We start from the raw sequence: 16,353 nt of genomic DNA on the forward strand, positions 1-16,353 counted from the left end.
GGGAGCCGGAGTCCGGCTCCCCCGTCGTCGTCCGTCACGGTTTCCGCCTCAGATCGCGACGGAACTCGTGGTGGTGACAGGCCGCGGGATGCGCTCCGGCCAGCGCCACGGCACCACGGAAGACGTCGTGGTCGGGCAGGTCCCGCAGGAAGTAGTCGCCGGGCAGCCGGCCGGACGGATCACGGACCACCGCCCCGGTCGCCACGCCGGGTACCGGTAGCCGCAGCCCGAGCGCCAGGCGCGCGCCGGCGGCCTTGACACACGCCTCCTTGCGGGTCCACAACCGCAGGTACACGGCATAGGCCCCGGTGCCCGCGGCCGCCACCCGGGCGGCCTCCGCGGGGGTGAAGAAGCGCGCGGCCATCCGCCGCGGATCCAGCCCGGGCCGGGGACGGTCCAGGTCCACGCCGACCTCCCGGCCGGCGACCGCGATCACCGCCCGCTCCCCGGCGTGCGCCAGGCTGAAGTGCAGTGAACTGCCCGGCAGGTACGGCCGCCCGCACGGCTCGCGGCGCAGCGGCAGCGCGGTGGGCCGCAGGTCCAGCAACCCGGCGAGGATCCCGTTCAGAGCGGCGTGCGCCGCGACGAAGCGCCGGCGCCCGTCCGGGTCGCCGACGGCGGCAGCGCGCCGCAGTTCGGCCTCGCCGAGCCAGCGGGCGGCGTCGACGTCGCGGTCCAGGTGGACGGTCCAGACGTCGACGCCGTCCGGCTCAGTCACGGTCGAGTTTGCCCTGGACGAGGCCCTGGAAGGTGTTGAGTCGCTGGATGTTGCCGGTGCCTTCCATGAATTCGACGCCCCGGGCGTCGCGGATCAGCTTGTCCAGCATCGGCTGCGTCAGCCGTGCGCCCGGGCCGAAGTACTCCAGCGCCTCCAGCGTCACCTCCTCGGCCAGCCGGGCCGCCCGGGCCTTCGCCGCCGAGGCCAGGTGGCCGTTGGCGGGCTGGGCGTCCACGATCGCGGCGGCCCGCCAGATGAGCTGTCGCACGCCGTCGATCCGCCGGCCGGTCCGTTCCCAGCGCAGCCGGTCGGCCTTGGACAGCGAACCGCGTTGCTCGGTGACGTAGTCGTGCGCGGACCGGGCGATGCCCAGTGCGATCGCCGCCACACCGGGTCGGAGGCGGTTGAACATCTGCACGCCGCTCCACACCCCGCGCCGGGTGGGGCTGAGGTGGCGGCCGAGCACCCGGCCCTCCGGTACCGGCACGCCGTCCAGGTTGATCGCGCTGAGCTGGGCGCCGCGCAGGCCGATCGTCGGGATCGGCTCGGCCTTGAAACCGGGCGCGCCGGTCTCGACCAGCACCGCGGTGGCGCCGAGGGGACCGGGCCGGTCCCGGGCGAAGACGACGCCGACCTGGGCGCGGGCGCCGTTGCCGATGTAGCGCTTGGCGCCGCGCAGGAGCAGACCTCCCTCGCCGTCGGGGTCCAACCTCGTACCCATCGCAGCCGCGTCCGATCCGTGGTCGGGCTCGGTCAGCGCGAAGAAGGTCCACGTCGGCGCGGCCAGCAGCCGGCCGTAGAACCACTCCTTCTGCTCCTGGTCGGCGAGCAGGTCGACGAGGACCCCGGACAGCGAGGCGCCGGGGGACGCGAGCATCATGCCGGCGTCCCCGGCGGCGATCTCCTCGGCGAACACCACGCGTTCCATTGCCGTCATGCCGTCGAACCGGTACCCGCCGATGAGCGTCCGCTCCGGCAACCACGGCGCCGGGATGAGCATGGTGGACAGGTGCCGTACGGCGGGGTTGTCCAGGCACCGGTACACCGTGTCCGGGTCACGGTCCAGCTCCAGCGCCGTCGAGCGCAGGTCGCGCGCCCAGTCCCGGGCGTGCGCCCGGGCGGCGCCGAGCCGGTCGTCCAGTTCGATCACGGCGCCCACTCCTCTCCACCGATCCAGGCGTCGGCGAGCAACTCCGACGCGTTGACCACCGCGCCCGGTCCGTCCGCGGTGAACCCGCTGGCCCCGAGCAGGCGCAGCAGCATCCGGTCAGCAGTGGTGATCTGCCGATGCAGCCAGGCCAGGGAGCCGGCCGGTGGCGGCGTACCGGTCAGCCGGACCTTGATCTCGATCTGCTCGGTGACGGCGTCCGCCAGAGCGCCCTTGATCATCTGTTGCAGCACCAGCGGGGTGTCGCCGACGCGGCGGTCACCGAGGTGGGCGACAGTGGCGTCGAGCAGGGCCTCGGAGAGCCCGAGCCGGAGCCCGGCCAGCGCGGCCAGCCAGTCCGGCCAGGGCGCTGGCGTACCGGCCGGCCCGGGAACGCCCCGGTAGCGGACGGCCGCCAGCGGGCCGTCCGGTGTCTCGACCGTGCCGAGCCGCTCCACGGCGACCGGGTCCAGGGCGGCGATCGTGTCCCCGGTCCAGACCCGGCCGGCGTCGTGCAGCGCCGGCTCGGGCAGCACGCAACACCCGGTCGGGCCGCACGGCAGGATCCGGTCCGCCAGCGTGGCGTGCATCGCGGTGAGCGTGGCGGTGAGCCCGCCGGTCCGGGCGCTGCGGCGGGCCTCGTCGGCGATCACGACCGCGCCTCCGGGTCCGAGCCGGCGAAGACCGCCACACAGAGAGTGCCCGAGACCGGGTCGTGGTCCGCCACCGCGATCGGCCCGGCGGTGCCCGCCCGTTGCCGGGCGAACTCGGCCCAGACACCGGCCGCACCCAGCCCCGGCGCCGGAACCGCCGGGCGGCCGGCGGTCAGGCCGGGACCGGCGATCAGGACGGCGTCCGCCGGCACCAGCTCGTCGAGCAGCGTCCCGGCCGCCGCCGGCGAGACGTCCGGGCGCTGGTGCACGCTGGTCCCGTCCGAGGCGGCCGGCTCCAGCAGCACAGCCACCCCGACGTCGTGGCCGGGTACCGGATAGCGGGGCCCCACCAGCTCGTACGACATCGTCGTCTGTTCCAGGATCAGCAGCAACGCCCGGCAGCCCGGGAAGTCGCCGGAGTAGGTCCCGAGCAACCGCAGAGCTGTGAACGCCGCCGCCGGCCCCTGATCGGACACCGCGAAGGCGAGGGGATCGCCCGGCACCAGCTCGTTGAGGTAGCAGGCGGTGACCCGGCGTGGGTCGCCGTCCGGAGTGGAGTGCGCGATGGCGATCAGGTCCACCGGCGCCGCGAGGTCGAGATCGCGCACCAGGCGGTCCGCCATCCCGGTGAACGAGTTACGGGCGGCCGCCGCGTGCCGATCCCGGTCGAAGCGACGACCGTACAGCTCGGTCATGTCCGACAGGTATTCCTCGAGCAACGGATCGTCCCGGTACGGCTCCGGATCGGGGTCGAACCGGCGGGCGATCACCTGAGTCGGCCTGAGCCGGCCCGTACGGACCGATGGGGCCGGGGCGATGGACAGGAACATCGGCGTCAGGCCAGGCCCTGGTCGATGACGTAGTCGGCGAGGGTGCCGACCGACTCGAAGTGGTGCTGCTCCAGCGTGTCCGAGTCGATCACGACGTTCAGCCGGTCCTCGATGTGCATGAGCAGTTCGAGGACGTTCGTGGAGTCCAGCCCGAGCTCGTCCATCAGCCGGGTCTGCTCGGTCACCTGGACGGATTCGCGGTTCAGCACCGCGACAACGGCGTCGATCATGTGGTCGACGACCGCGGCGCGGTCGACTGTGGCTTCCGAAGCCATGGTCATGGCGGGCCTCCTGTGTGCCGGTCGGGGTTGGGTTGTCAGTCGAGGATCTGCGGGCCGAGCAGGTCCTCGACGGTGTCGCGGCGGCGGACCAGGCGGGCCCGTCCGCCGTCCACCAGAACCTCGGCCGGGTGGCCGTGGCTGAGGAAGAGCACCGGCGAGGCGCTCGGGCCGTACGCGCCGGAGCGCAGCACGCCGACCAGGTCGCCCGGCCGCAGCTCGGGCAGATCCACGTTGCGGCCGACGGTGTCGTTCGGCGTGCACAGCGGGCCGGTGACGTTCCACGGGCCGGCGTCCGTGCCGGCCCGGTTGAGCAGCCGCATCGGGAAGTTGCGTTTGACGTAGGAGCCGATGCCGACGGCCGCCATGTGGTGGTTCGTGCCGCCGTCGGTGACCGCGAAACGCTCCCGCATCGAACTCTTCACGTACCGCACGCGGGTGACGTAGGTGCCGCACGGCGCGGTCAGGTACCGGCCGAGCTCCAACAGCAGCCGGGCCCCGGGGTGCGCGGCGTGGAACGCCTCGACCACCGGGTTGAGCAGGTGGGCGACCGCGGCCGGGTCGAGGTCCGGCTCGCCGGGGAAGTAGGCCACGCCGAGGCCACCGCCCACGTCGACCGCTTCCAGGACGAAGTCCAGCCGCTCGGCGAGTCGCTCGGCCAGGTCGATGATCCGGCGGGCGTTCTCGGCGATCACCTCGGGATCGAGGATTCGGGTGCCCAGGTAGGCGTGTACGCCCAGGACGCGTACCCCGGGATGGTTCTTGACCAGATCGGCCTCGTCGAAGAGCTGCTGCTCGTCGATCCCGAACTGGCGCGGTTTGCCGCCCATGGTGAGGCCGGAGCCCTTGACCGCGAAGCTCGGGTTGACCCGCAGCATCACCGGGGCGATGACGCCTCGCTCCCGGGCCAGCTCGTCGATCACCGCCAGTTCCCCGAACGACTCGCAGACCAGCGCGAAGACGCCCTCGGACAGGCACGCCTCAAGTTCGGCGCGGCTCTTGCCTGGGCCGAGGAAGATGATGTCGAGCGGGGCCACCCCGGCGGCGAGCGCGGTACGCAGCTCCACCATCGACGACACCTCCGCCCGGGCGCCCTGCGAACCGAGCAGGGCGCAGACGGCCACGTTCGGGTTGGCCTTCAGCGAGTAGAAGATCTCCATCGCCGGGTGCAGCCGCTCGCGCAGCCCCAGGTACTGCCCGCGCAGGCTGTCCCCGTCGTACACGTAGAGGGGCGTGCCGAACCGCTCGGCCAGTTCGGACATCGCCACACCCTGGATCGTCATCTCTCCGGTCACTGTCGTGTTCCTTCCGCCACGGCCGCCAGGCGGCCCGCGATCTCCCCGTCCATCGCCGCCAGCTCGTCGGCCGTCGGCGCGGTCAGCAGGCCGTACAGCCGGCCGTCCGCAGCTCCCGTGCCTTCTCGCACCAGGGCGTTCACCGTCGAGAAGTTCTGCACCACCATCCCGGCCGCACCGGCGGCGCTCAGCAGCCACGGCCCGAGCCCGTCCCGGACCTCACCGAAGCGCAGCGGCCGCGCCAGGCGCAGCGGGTACTGCCGGGCCAGCGCGTACCAGCCCGCCGGCACCAGGTGTTCCTGGAGACCCACCTGGTAGGTCGACATGTTGTGCCGCGCGTTGATCTCCACGACCGGATAGACGCCGCCCTCCGGGTCGAGCATCGCGTCCACCCCGACCACGCCGTGGTAGCCGTCTCGGGCGAGCCGGGCGCCGAGCACCGCGGCGCTGTGCGTCACGATCGCGAGCTGGCCCTCGGTCAGCCCGGCCGGCATCCGGTGCCCCTTGTGTACGCCGTTGGCGGTGACCGCCTCCTTGACGAAGTCGAAGTGCACCCCGCCGTCGCGGAACACGGTGAACTGGTAGTTGAGGTCGACGGTCTTGGCGACCCACTCCTCGACCAGCAGCGCCAGCCGCTGATCGCCGGAACGGTCGGCCCGGCGACGCAGCGTCCGGTGGATCTGGTCCAGGCGCGCCGCGTCCCTGATCAGCAGCAGGCCCTTGCCGGACACCCCGTACGAGTCCTTGAGCACCACCGGCCGCCCGGCCGCGAGCAGGACCCGGGCGTGTTCCACCGCCTCGTCCAGGTCCTCGACGGTCTCGCAGATCCAGCCCGCGGACTGGCGCAGCCCCAGCTCGGTGGCGATCCGCCGGCTGTAGATCTTGCCGTTGACGGACTTGCAGACGGCCGCCGGCGACCCGGCCAGCGCGACCCCGGTCAGCGCGGCGAGCGCCTCCTCGTCCCCGGAGACCCCGTGCGGGACGATCGCGGCCGCCCCGGACAGGGCGGACAACCGGGCCAGCAGGGCCGGGCTGTCCAGCGCGTCCTGGGTCACAGTGCGGTGCGGGTCCTGGCGGTCGGTGATCAGCAGATGCGGCAGTGCCGTCCCGAGCGTCTCCAGATGGGCCAGGTGCTCCGGGTGCGGCCGGTCCTTGAGCACCACGTAGTCGTCCGGACCGGCCAGCAGCAGGGCGAACTCGTCCATCCGGTTGACCATCGCGTCACCCGCGGTCAGCGCGACGCGGGGCAGGCCCGGCTCGTCACCGCCCCACCGCTGCTCGACCTCGAAGTTGCCGAGGAACACCAGCGGGATCCGGTCGGTGCCCAGCAACGCCGTCCGCAGCCGTCTGACGAAAGGTTCCTGTGTCGTCGTCATAGCGTCCTGTCAGTGCTCGAAGACCGCGGCGGCGAATGTCGAACCCAGTCCGACCGCGGCCATCAGGTAGCGGTCGCCGGGCCGTAACCGGCCCAGCTCGCGGGCCGCGACGTAGTTGAGGAAGGAATCGGCGCAGAAGCAGTGGCCGGTGACCGGCATGTTGTCCAGGAACAGGCGCTCCACCGGGATCCCGACATTGCGCGCCACCCGAACCCAGGACACCCGGTTCACGTTGTGCGGCAACACCACGTCCAGGTCGGCGACGGTGATCCCGGCGCGCGCCACCGCCGCGAGGATCACCTCGGCGAGCGCGTCCGGATAGCGTTGCTGGAACTCCAGGGACATCTGCGCGGTCAGGGACAGCCCGGCGTTGAACTCGCCGTGGGTGGCCGAGGCGTACGACAGCAGCCGGTCGCGCCGGCCCGTGCCGACCAGGACGGCCGCGCAGCCCTCCCCCATCAGCGCGGTGCCGGGGATCATCCGGGCCGACGGGGTGAACGCCTTCTCACCGACGAAGACCAGGGCCAGCGCGCCGGGCTCGCCGTCCTCGGCGAGCAGCCGGCCGGCCATCTCGACGGCGAGCAGCCCTGAGGCGCAGGCGTGCTGGGTGACCGCGAAGGCCCGCGCGTGCCGCAGGCCGAGGGCCCGCACCACGTCGTGCAGCGGATCCTCGGGGTACGGTGCGATCGCCTGCAGGGTCCGGGCCTGCACCACGTACCGGACCTGGGATTCGCGGCCGCGCAGCTCGGACAGTTTCGCCGCGGCGTTGAGCATCAGGTCGGTGATCGTGCCGGTCGGTTCCCGCAGCACCTCGGCCAGTCCGTAGTACCGGCGGAACATCCGGACCTGCGTGTCGGTCAGTCCCAGCTCCCCGGCCAGCGAGTCGATCGGCACCCGTTCCGGCGGCAGGTAGGCGGAGACCGCTTCGAGGGCGGTCACGTCCCGGCGTCCAGCGGCAGGCCGGACAGGTACTCGGTGAGTGCGTCGATGCTCGGGTGGTCCCACACGATCGTCGGTTCCAGGGGCACCCCGAGGTGGTCCTCGATCTCACCGCAGAGCGCGAGCGCGTACACCGAGTCGAGGCCCAGATCGGCCAGGGGCGTGGCGGTGTCGATGGTGGCCGGGTCCCGGTTGGTGAAATCGGCGACGCGGTCCCGCAGCCACGGACGGAGCTGTCCGGCGGCCCGGTGGTTCGGCAAGATGGTCAATTCCGGCTCCTAGGAAGGTCGGGCAGCACGCTGTCGGACAGGTCGAAGGCCCGGCCGGCGGCATACCGGCGGGCGAGCTCCGCGTGAATCGGGCCGGCCAGCGCGGCCGGCAGCGACCGGGACGTGCCGTCCAGCTCGTCGGCCAGCCGCAGCAGGGCCGCCGTCACCCAGGCCGGGTCGGCCAGGAAGGTTCCGGGGCGGCGCTGCTCGGCCAGCCAGAGGTTCAGGCAGGTGGCGGCGGTCAGCACCGTGGTGTAGCGGGCGGTCAGGTCGAGCGCCGCCGGGTCGCCGCCGATCGCCAGATCAGCCGGACGGAGGCCCAGCGCCGCCGAACGCAGCCGGGCCAGCTCGGCGGTGAAGCGCCGGACCAATCCGCGCAGCCGGTCGTCGCCGGCCGGCATCGCCTCGGCGGCGGCGAGCAGCTGCGCAGTGAGCGGGTCGCCCGTCGAGGCGATCCGGAGCCGGTCGAACGGCAGGGCCGGAAGATCGGCGTCCAGGTCGTACAGGGCGGGCGGTGGCTCCTGGCCGGTCGCCCAGGAGCGCCGGGCCAGCCGGGGGAGCTGCGGGAGGACGGTGGCCAGGCAGGCGACCCGGGCGGCGTGCCCGAACCCCGCCGGCGCCAGGTCGCGTTGCAACTTCTGGAAGATGCCGTACTCGCCGGTGCGCAGGTAGCTCTGCGCGCCGAGCAGCTCACCGAGCCGGGCCATGGCGCGGATGGACCGGCCGGACACGACGTACTTGACGGCCGAGGCGTACGCGTTGGTGTCCTCGGGCAGCAGGTGCACGGCGCGGGCGACGGTGGTGGACAGGCAGTCGGCGATCAGCAGGTCCGTGAACGCCTCGGCCAGTGCGGTACGGACCACCGGCATGGCGCCCACCGGCCGGCCGCGCAGCCGCCGGTCCGCACCGAACCGCAGCACCGCGCGCAGGCCGGTGTCCAGCACACCCAGCGTCATCGCCGGCAGCCCGGTCCGGGTGAGCTGGAACGAACGCAGCGCGACCTCCATGGCCGAGCCGAGCGGCCCGAGCGCCACGCCCGCGTCGACCGGGCACCGGTCCAGCTCGATCCCGCCGAGCTGCACCCCGCGCATCCCGCTGCTGGGGAACCGCGGCAGATACCGCAGCGCGCCCGGCGGCAGCGTGTCCTTCTCCACGAACAACTGGGTGTGGCTGCGGCCACCGGCCGCGTCCGAGGTGCGACTGAAGATCACCATCGCGCTGCACCGCTGCGCGTTGGTGACCACCTCCTTGCGGCCGCTGAGCAGCAGCTCGCCCGGCCGCCCCGGGTCGGCCCGGAAGTCCACCCGGGCGAAGTCGTTGCCGTGTGCCAGCTCGTGGTAGACGGACGCCACCCGCCGGCCGGAGAGCAGCAGCTCCGCCAGCCGTCGCTGCTGGGCATCGTCGCCGCCGGCCCACACGTTGACCGAGGCGATGAACGAGCTGGCGCCGTAACCGAGGCCCAGGCAGGGGTCCCGCCGGAACACCGAGCGCATCATCCGGATCAGCCGGTCCAGGCCGGCCATCCGGCCGCCCCGAGCGACCGGCACGAACTCGGCGTTGAGTCCGAAGTCGTCGAGCATCCGCTCACCGTCGGCGAACATCTCCTGCCGCTCGTCGGCCGCCAGCACGGCCCGGTTCCCGAGAGGGTTCGCCGGGTCCCACGGATCACCGAAGCGGCTCTCCAGCTCCCGCACGGTGCTCATCACGCCTCCTCGGCGCCGTCGAGGTCGAGCACCGAGGGGCGACGGCCCGGGACGAGGACCGCGTACACCCGGTCGTAGCTCTCGGGATGGTCCGGCGCGACGCCGAGGCGGTGCAGCACCCAGGTCAGCGCCGCGTCGAGCCACAGCCCGTCCGCCCACAGCGGGTCGGCGCCGGCGTGCTCGTGGTTGTGCAGCCACAGGTGCACCGCGCTCGCGCCGGCCACACACAGCTCGTACCGGTGGGCCAGGTCGTAGGCGGCGGGTTCCACGTCGTGCGGCCGTGGGCGGTACCCGGCGAGCTCGGTGTGCAGCAGTTCGGTAGCGGCCAGGAGCGCCTCGGCCCGGGCCGCCGGGCCGCCGGCCGCGCGGACGGCCGGCACCGCAGCGGCCAGCCCGCGCAACGGCAGGCATCCGCGACCGGCGGCCAGCGAGATCCGGTCCGGGTCCAGTTCGGGCACCGGCACCCGCAGGTCGGCCAGCGACCGTAGCCGGGCCGCGTCCACCGGGTCACCGGGCCAGCCCCGCGCCAGTTGCGGGAACTGGTTGATCAGCGCGTTGCGGTTGACCGGGGTGCTGCCGTCGAAGATCCCGACGATCCGGTGGTCCCGCTCCACCTTCTGGAAGCGTCCGTAATCGGGGATGCCGGTCAGGAAGGCACGGGCGCCGAGTTGCTCGCCGCACCCTGCGATCAGTTCGTCGGTGAGTGCCGGCACGAAGGCCTTGAGCACCGGGGCGAGCACGCCCAGTTCCTCGGTCTCCGCCGTCGCCGCCCGCGTGACCAGGGCGGTCACCGCTTCGGCCAGGAACAGCATGGCGTGCAGCCGGCCCACCCCGCGCCGCAGGTACGGCACGTCGGCCAGCCGCCGGCCGTACAGCCGACGGTCGGTCAGGTACCGCCGGACCAGCGCCAGGGCGTGGTCGGCCGCACCGAGCGACAACGCGGCGCAGGTGGTACGCGTCAACTGCAGGGCGCGCAGCACCGTCTCCAGGCCGGTGCCATGCGCACCGACCAGGGCCGCCTCCGGCACCCACGCGTCCTCGAGGACGATCCCGCTGATGTCGGCGCCCCGGATGCCGTGGGTCGACTCCCTGGGCAGGCACCGGTACGAGTGCGCGGGAAGTTCCCGCTTGTCGGCGAGCAGCACCGTGAAGCCACGTGGCCCGCCGTCCGGGTCGGTCCGCGCCAGCAGGCACACCACACCGGCCCGGGTGGCGTTGTTGATCAGCCATTTCGTCCCGGTCACCCGGTATCCGTCGTCGCGCGGGACCGCCGCGACCTCACCGCCGAGCAGGTCGCTGCCGTGGCCCGGTTCGGTGAGCGCCCAGCAGACGGGCACTCCGGCCAGGATCGTGCCGGCGAGCGCGCGGGCCTGCGCCCGGTCCGCCTCGTCGCGCGGCGGCCGGGCCCAGACCGAGGCCGCGCCGAGGAACGTCTTGCCGTGTCCGATGGCAGTCGTCAGGTCCCGGCGCGCGATCACCCGCAGGACCTGGACCAGGGTGTCGAAGCCGCGCAGTTCACCGCCGTACGCCGCCGGGACGTAGTGCGCCGGCAGGCCGAGCCGGTCCAGGTGCGCGCAGATCTCCGCCGGGAACGCCTCGCTCTCGTCGGCGGCGGCGACCCGGGCGTGGTTGAAGACGACGTCGGCGTCGTCCGGATCGCCCAGCCGCTCGTCGAGGTGCCGGGCCACGGTCGCGGCCAGGGGCAGGGTGGGCGCGGTCATCTCAGGCCCGCACCCGGTCGTCGGCCCGGCGCGCGGCCCGCACGCCGTCGGTGAGTTCTTCGTGCTCGGCGCCGAGGGCACCGGTCAGGAAGAGCATCCGGGCCAGGCCGCGCTGGATCTTGCCACTGGTCGTGCGGGGCACCGTGCCGGGACGGACCAGCACCACGCTGACCGCGCCGGTCCCGAACTCCCGCGACAGCACCTGGCGGACGGCGGTGACGACGGCGGCGCGGCCCGCCGGGTCGAGGGACCGGGACCGGCACTCCTGCACCACCACCAGTTCCTCGTACGGCACCTCGACGGTGAAGGCGGCACCGACACCTCGGGACAGGCTCTCGTCCACCGCGCGCACCGTCACCTCGATGTCGTGCGGGTACAGGTTGCGGCCGTTGACGATCAGCAGTTCCTTGATCCGGCCGGTCACGTAGAGCTGGCCGTCGCGCAGCAGGCCCAGGTCCCCGGTACGCAGGAAGCCGCCCTCGCCGTCGGCCAGCTCGTTGTCGAACACCTCCCGGGTGGCCTCCGGGTCGGCCCAGTAACCGCGCGCCACGCTGGCGCCACGCAGCCAGATCTCGCCGATCCGGTCGGGCGGTTGCGGCAGCCGGGTGGCCGGATCGACGATCCTGATGTCGAACTCCGGAGTGGACTCGCCGCTGCTCACGAGTTCGCGCACCGGCTCCGGGTGGCCGGCTCCGACCGGTGTCACGACGTTCCGTTCCAGCTCTTCGGCGTCGACAGTGAGCACCACCGGCGGGCGGCCGATGGTGGCGCCGCTGACGCTGAGCGTGATCTCGGCCAGACCGTACCCGGGGCAGATGGCCTCCGGCCGCAGCCCGGCGGCGGCGAATCGACTGCCGAACGCGGCCAGGGTGGCCGCCTGCACCGGTTCCGAGCCGTTGACCGCGCGCTTCCACCGGGACAGGTCGACGCCGGCGATCTGCTCGTCGGTGATCCGCCGGGTGCACAGGTCGTACGCGAAGTTCGGCGCCGGAGAGATCTCGATGTCGTGCCGGTCGATCAGCCGGAGCCAGGTGGCGGGGCGTTTGAGGAACGTGGTGGCCGACATCCCGACGCTGCACCCGCCCCGCGAGAGGGGGGCCAGCAACTGCCCGATCAGGCCGAAGTCGTGGTACATGGGCAGCCATCCGCCGACGCGTACACCTTCGCCGCCGCCGAGGATCTCGTTGAACGCCCGCAGGTTGGGCAGCAGGTTCGCGTGGTCCACGACGACCCCCTTGGGGTCGCTGGTGGAGCCGGAGGTGTACTGCAGAAAGGCGATGGTGGACCCGTCGACGGCCGGCCGCCGCCATGCCGCCGCCCGATCCGGGGGGATGTCGTCGAAGGCCAGGCACGGTACGTCGGACAGCCCGGACTCGCCCGCCCAGTCGCGAACCGCGTCGAGGGCCGCGGCGTCGGTGACCACCGCGGCCACCTGGGCGTTGTGCGCGATGCCGGCCAGCCGCTCCCGTTGCCGGCGATATCCGTCCGGCAGCGGGGCCGGGACCGGGATCGCACCGGCGTGCTGGACGCCGAGGAAGTTCTCGGCGAAGGCGGTGCCGGGCTCGTTCAGCACGAGCACCCGGTCACCGGCGCGGACGGTGTCGGCGAGCAGCACGGCGATCTGCCGGGCCCGGGCGGCCAGGTCGGCCCACGACACCGTACGCACCCCGGCGTCGCCCGGTCCGGGATCGGTGTCGAAGATCAACGCCGGTCGCTCCGGGTGGACGGCGGCACGCTCCTGCAGCAGGTCGACGAACGTTTCGTGGTCGGGCATCAGGCGCTCCCCGCGGGTCGGTGACGTGCCGGACCCAGCGTCGCGCCGGATCCGGCATGTGCAGAAGGCTCGATCGAGCGGGCGGTTGGGGTAGCCGAACAGGTATGCCAGGCGGTCACGACGCCTCCTGCCAGCCGCCGAGCCAGCCCTGCGACACCCCGGCCAGGCCGATGGCGACCAGCGCCGCACGTCGTTCGACGGTCAGACCGGCGGCGTCCGGCTCCGCCAGGCCGGAGGTGATCCAACTGGTCATCGCGGCCTGGGCGAGCCCGGCCCCGACGGCTGCCGGGGGCCCGACCCCGTCCGCCTCGCCGCGGCGGACCGTCACCGCGTCCGCGCCGAGCAGGTAGCCGGCCGCCCACACCTCCAGGGCGAGTCGCCAGGGCAGGCCCGAGGGTAGGCCGGTGACCCCGAGCAGGCGGTCGAACCCGTCCACCACCTGACTCACGGTCAGCCCGACCAGGCCGCAGTGATCAGCCCAGTACCAGCCGAAACCGTGTTCGACCGGTTCCCCGCTGCCGGGTCGCAGCGGCCGCAACAGGCACCGGCTGCGATGCAGCTGCACGGTGTAGGGCAGCTTCTCGTCGGAGCGGCACCGCCGTGCCAGGGCCTCCTCGGCGCTCGTGCTGAACTGCCAGTACGTCGGCGACAGGACCGGAGCCGGCAGGAAGACGGTGGCGTGGAACCGGCCCGGATGCCCGACGATCGTCGGATCGAACCGGTGATCGACCAGGTGCGGCACGGTCCCGACGACCGGGATGCCGGCCTCCCGGCAGAACATCACCACCATCTCGTCGTCGTCCTTGACGTCGTCCGGAATCCCGGCCAGGTAGTCGGCCAGCTCCCGGGCCACCCGCACCGGCAGGACGAACCCCTGGGTGGGGGTCCACTCGAACAGCGACAGCGGCGCGAACGGCCAACCGGCGATCACCGCGCGGCGGACCAGGTACGAGTTCTGCGGGCTGTCCCAGTGCGAGTAGAGCGAGATGCCGTGTTCCGGACGGGCCGCGATCGCGTGGTGGACCTGGGTGGCGAAGCTCCGGATCAGCCGGATGTCGTCCTGCAGCACCAGGTGGTGGGTGGCGCCGTCGGCGACGGCGCGCCAGGCCACCTTGGCGGTACGCAACGGGCTGGGCACCCCGTCCGGGTCCGGATCGGTGACCACCCGGGCGGTCAGCGGGGCGCAGTCGCGCACGAGCGGTGGGATGCGCTCCCGCCGGCGCGGGTGGTGCATGATCGCCACGCTGAGCCGGATCTCGGCGGCCGTCACCGCGCTTCCGCGGCCGAGAGGCCGGCCGGCACGACCGGCTCCCCACCACGGGTCGCCGACCGGTAGGCCGCCTCGATCAGCGCCGTCGTGGTGACGACCTCCCGCATCGGCCGGTCCCAGCCGGTACCCGCGGCTACCAGGCCGGCGAAGTCGGCGAACATACCGGGGAACCACTCCTGGTGGGTCTGGTCCCGGTTCGGCGGGGCCAGGTCGGTGCGCTCCAGCCCGTCCGCCGTACGCACCTCGGCCATCCCGTCGTGCACGTCGGCGGCGCCGTCCGGGCCGCTGACCAGATAGCGGTTCGACCGGGTGTCACTGACCCAGCTCAGGTCGATCTCGCAGGTCCCGGCGTCGCCGAACTCCAGGTCCAGCCGGGCGGCCACGTCCATCCCGGCGGTGGCGTCGCCGTCCGCCCACTGCGCGACGCAGGAGACCGTCCGGGGCGCCTCGCCGAAGAGCTGGGTGGCCATGTACGCGCAGTGCGTCCCGTGGTCGAGCATGATCCCGCCCCGCGCCACCGAGATGTCCCGACGCCAGTCCGGTTGCCATCCCGGCACTCCGCGGGCGTGCGAGTCACGGGCGATCCGGAACCGGGCCCGCAACGGGCCGCCGAGCCGCCCGCCGGCGACCGCGCCGGTGAGCACCCGCATCATCGGCGAGAAGCCGTAGTTGTGCGCGGGGTAGAGCAGCAGGCCCCGGTCCCGGGCCAGGTCGATCAGGTCGAGCGCCTCGTCGGTGCGCACCGCGACCGGCTTCTCGCAGATCACGTGCAGGCCGGCGGCGAGCGCCTCGCGTTCCAGCTCGACGTGATGGTTCGGTGGGGTGCAGATGTCGACAGCGTCCACCGGCTGGGCGGCGAGCAGCTCGGCCAGTGTCGGGTAGGTGGCCAGGCCGGGGTCGAGCTGCCGGGCCCGGGCCCGCCGCTCCGGCGACGGGTCGAGCACCGCGACGACCCGGCCGGCGGTGACCGTACGGTATGCGTGCAGTCGCCCTTCCCCAGCGGTGCCGAAACCGATGACGGCGATCCTCATGCCGGTACCTCCTCGAGGTGCTGGGGCGCCGCGCCGTCGATCAGGACGCGGCGGATGATCTCGACGGCCTGCTCGGCCAGCTCCGCGTCCACGTTCAGCGGTGGGTAGAGGCGCAGCGTGGTGCCTCCGGTCATCACCAGCACCCCGGCGTCGACCAGTGCCAGGAACGTCTCCCGGAAGGTGCCCTTGTCCAGTGGCCGGCGGGACCGCTTGTCGGCGACCAGCTCGATGCCGATCGCGAAACCGGCGCCGCGGACGTCGCCGACCAGCGGGGACTCGTCGACCAGCGGCTCGAGTGCGGCCAGCATCTCGGCGCCGAGCTTGCTCACGTGGCTGGGCAGGTCCTCGTCGACCAGCACGTCGGTGGTGGTGGCGACCGCCCGGCAGGCCAGCGGGAACGCGCCGAAGCTGGACGAGCTCGCGCTCGGGTCGGCGAACGGACTGGCGGCCATCAGCTCCGCGGTGGAGATCACCCCGGTGACCGGGTATCCGGCGCCCATCCCCTTGCCGACCGTGACGATGTCCGGCGCCACCTCGTCACGCATGAAGGCGAACGACTCACCGGTACGGCCGAAACCGGTCATCATCTCGTCGACGATCAGCAACGCGTCGAACTCGTCGGCGACCGAGGCCAGCGCGGCCAGGTAGCCCGGTGGCGGCACCACGTTGCCCGACCGGCCCTGCACCGGCTCGACGACGAGGGCGGCCAGTGAGCCGGTGGAGTTCTCCTTGATGGTCTCCCGCACGGTCTCCACGCAGGCGTAGCCACAACTCGGGAAGGTCATCTTCAGCGGGCAGTGGTAGCAGTTGGCGTACGGTGCGCTGAAATAGCCGGAGGGCAGCGGGCCGAGACCGGCCCGTGCCCCCGCGGTGAGCGCCAGGCTGCCCAGCGTCTTGCCGTGAAAGCCACCCCAGAACGACAGGAACTCGTGCTTGCCGGTGACCGACTTGGCCAGCCGCAGCGCCGCTTCCACCGCCTCGGTGCCGCCGCTGTAGAGCTGGATCCGGTCCAGCGGCGGCGGCAGGAACCCGCGCAGCGACTCGGCCATCGCCCGGCGGCCGGCCGACCCGAACGCACCGGCCGGCGCGGTGGCGAGCTCGGCGGTGAGGGCGGCGATCAGACGCGGGTTGGCGTGGCCGATCGAGTTGACCCCGCCGGCTCCCTGGAAGTCGATGATCTCGTTGCCGTCCACGTCGACCAGGACCGCGCCGACGGCGTACTCGACGCACAACTGCGCCCAGAGCATGACGGCCTGCAGGCCGGGTCCGATCACTTCCTGCTCAGCGGCCCAGTGCTGAGCACCACGTGGCCGGTCGGGCGTACGCCCAAAACGCCGGCCGTCGCCTGA

At 73.0% G+C, this 16,353-nt stretch carries 15 protein-coding genes; all 15 read right to left on the reverse strand.

All coding sequences use genetic code 11. The annotated features are described in order from the left end of the window. Positions 1-34 precede the first annotated feature (34 nt). Complete coding sequence (locus FHU28_RS01175; protein WP_184679991.1) at positions 35-718, reverse strand: 4'-phosphopantetheinyl transferase family protein; 684 nt, start codon at positions 716-718, stop codon at positions 35-37. Further along, complete coding sequence (locus FHU28_RS01180; protein WP_184679995.1) at positions 711-1,868, reverse strand: acyl-CoA dehydrogenase family protein; 1,158 nt, start codon at positions 1,866-1,868, stop codon at positions 711-713. The genes FHU28_RS01175 and FHU28_RS01180 overlap by 8 nt, the downstream gene beginning before the upstream one ends. Further along, the gene (locus tag FHU28_RS01185) at positions 1,865-2,518 is read right to left on the reverse strand and encodes a hypothetical protein (RefSeq protein WP_184679998.1); all 654 of its coding nucleotides are present in this window, start codon (positions 2,516-2,518) and stop codon (positions 1,865-1,867) included. The genes FHU28_RS01180 and FHU28_RS01185 overlap by 4 nt, the downstream gene beginning before the upstream one ends. Then, the gene (locus tag FHU28_RS01190; RefSeq protein ID WP_184680001.1) at positions 2,515-3,288 is read right to left on the reverse strand and encodes a hypothetical protein; all 774 of its coding nucleotides are present in this window, start codon (positions 3,286-3,288) and stop codon (positions 2,515-2,517) included. The genes FHU28_RS01185 and FHU28_RS01190 overlap by 4 nt, the downstream gene beginning before the upstream one ends. A 65-nt stretch (positions 3,289-3,353) precedes the next feature. Then, the gene (locus FHU28_RS01195; protein WP_221453083.1) at positions 3,354-3,629 is read right to left on the reverse strand and encodes an acyl carrier protein; all 276 of its coding nucleotides are present in this window, start codon (positions 3,627-3,629) and stop codon (positions 3,354-3,356) included. A 35-nt stretch (positions 3,630-3,664) separates the two neighbouring features. Continuing rightward, positions 3,665-4,921 (reverse strand): diaminopimelate decarboxylase, encoded by a 1,257-nt coding sequence (gene lysA, locus FHU28_RS01200; protein WP_184680003.1) that lies wholly within the window; start codon positions 4,919-4,921, stop codon positions 3,665-3,667. Further along, positions 4,918-6,297 (reverse strand): preATP grasp domain-containing protein, encoded by a 1,380-nt coding sequence (locus FHU28_RS01205; protein ID WP_184680005.1) that lies wholly within the window; start codon positions 6,295-6,297, stop codon positions 4,918-4,920. Before FHU28_RS01205 ends, lysA begins: the two co-directional genes overlap by 4 nt. 9 nt (positions 6,298-6,306) lie before the next feature. Beyond that, the gene (locus FHU28_RS01210) at positions 6,307-7,236 is read right to left on the reverse strand and encodes a 3-oxoacyl-[acyl-carrier-protein] synthase III C-terminal domain-containing protein (protein ID WP_184680008.1); all 930 of its coding nucleotides are present in this window, start codon (positions 7,234-7,236) and stop codon (positions 6,307-6,309) included. Next, entirely contained in the window at positions 7,233-7,505 is a 273-nt protein-coding gene (locus tag FHU28_RS01215; protein ID WP_073831748.1) for an acyl carrier protein, read from the reverse strand. The genes FHU28_RS01210 and FHU28_RS01215 overlap by 4 nt, the downstream gene beginning before the upstream one ends. Then, entirely contained in the window at positions 7,502-9,208 is a 1,707-nt protein-coding gene (locus FHU28_RS01220; RefSeq protein ID WP_184680010.1) for an acyl-CoA dehydrogenase family protein, read from the reverse strand. The genes FHU28_RS01215 and FHU28_RS01220 overlap by 4 nt, the downstream gene beginning before the upstream one ends. Beyond that, complete coding sequence (locus FHU28_RS01225; RefSeq protein ID WP_184680011.1) at positions 9,208-10,929, reverse strand: acyl-CoA dehydrogenase family protein; 1,722 nt, start codon at positions 10,927-10,929, stop codon at positions 9,208-9,210. Before FHU28_RS01225 ends, FHU28_RS01220 begins: the two co-directional genes overlap by 1 nt. A 1-nt stretch (position 10,930) precedes the next feature. Then, the gene (locus tag FHU28_RS01230; protein WP_184680012.1) at positions 10,931-12,703 is read right to left on the reverse strand and encodes a fatty acyl-AMP ligase; all 1,773 of its coding nucleotides are present in this window, start codon (positions 12,701-12,703) and stop codon (positions 10,931-10,933) included. Between the two features lie 115 nt (positions 12,704-12,818). After that, the gene (locus tag FHU28_RS01235) at positions 12,819-13,973 is read right to left on the reverse strand and encodes a hypothetical protein (RefSeq protein WP_184680013.1); all 1,155 of its coding nucleotides are present in this window, start codon (positions 13,971-13,973) and stop codon (positions 12,819-12,821) included. Continuing rightward, positions 13,970-15,004 (reverse strand): Gfo/Idh/MocA family protein, encoded by a 1,035-nt coding sequence (locus tag FHU28_RS01240; protein WP_184680014.1) that lies wholly within the window; start codon positions 15,002-15,004, stop codon positions 13,970-13,972. Before FHU28_RS01240 ends, FHU28_RS01235 begins: the two co-directional genes overlap by 4 nt. Further along, positions 15,001-16,278: an aspartate aminotransferase family protein gene (locus tag FHU28_RS01245; RefSeq protein WP_184680015.1), complete on the reverse strand. Its 1,278-nt coding sequence runs from the start codon at positions 16,276-16,278 to the stop codon at positions 15,001-15,003. Before FHU28_RS01245 ends, FHU28_RS01240 begins: the two co-directional genes overlap by 4 nt. Positions 16,279-16,353: the final 75 nt, after the last annotated feature.

Origin of the sequence: Micromonospora echinospora, from assembly GCF_014203425.1 — a bacterium.
In the GTDB taxonomy this organism is placed as follows: domain Bacteria; phylum Actinomycetota; class Actinomycetes; order Mycobacteriales; family Micromonosporaceae; genus Micromonospora; species Micromonospora echinospora_A.

Bases quoted from the DNA above. Each gene is read 5' to 3' on its own strand.
- FHU28_RS01225 (WP_184680011.1), bottom strand. From the start codon at position 10,929: ATGACCGCGCCCACCCTGCCCCTGGCCGCGACCGTGGCCCGGCACCTC.
- FHU28_RS01230 (WP_184680012.1), bottom strand. From the start codon at position 12,703: ATGCCCGACCACGAAACGTTCGTCGACCTGCTGCAGGAGCGTGCCGCC.
- FHU28_RS01240 (WP_184680014.1), bottom strand. From the start codon at position 15,004: ATGAGGATCGCCGTCATCGGTTTCGGCACCGCTGGGGAAGGGCGACTG.
- FHU28_RS01205 (WP_184680005.1), bottom strand. From the start codon at position 6,297: ATGACGACGACACAGGAACCTTTCGTCAGACGGCTGCGGACGGCGTTG.
- FHU28_RS01195 (WP_221453083.1), bottom strand. From the start codon at position 3,629: ATGACCATGGCTTCGGAAGCCACAGTCGACCGCGCCGCGGTCGTCGAC.
- FHU28_RS01220 (WP_184680010.1), bottom strand. From the start codon at position 9,208: ATGAGCACCGTGCGGGAGCTGGAGAGCCGCTTCGGTGATCCGTGGGAC.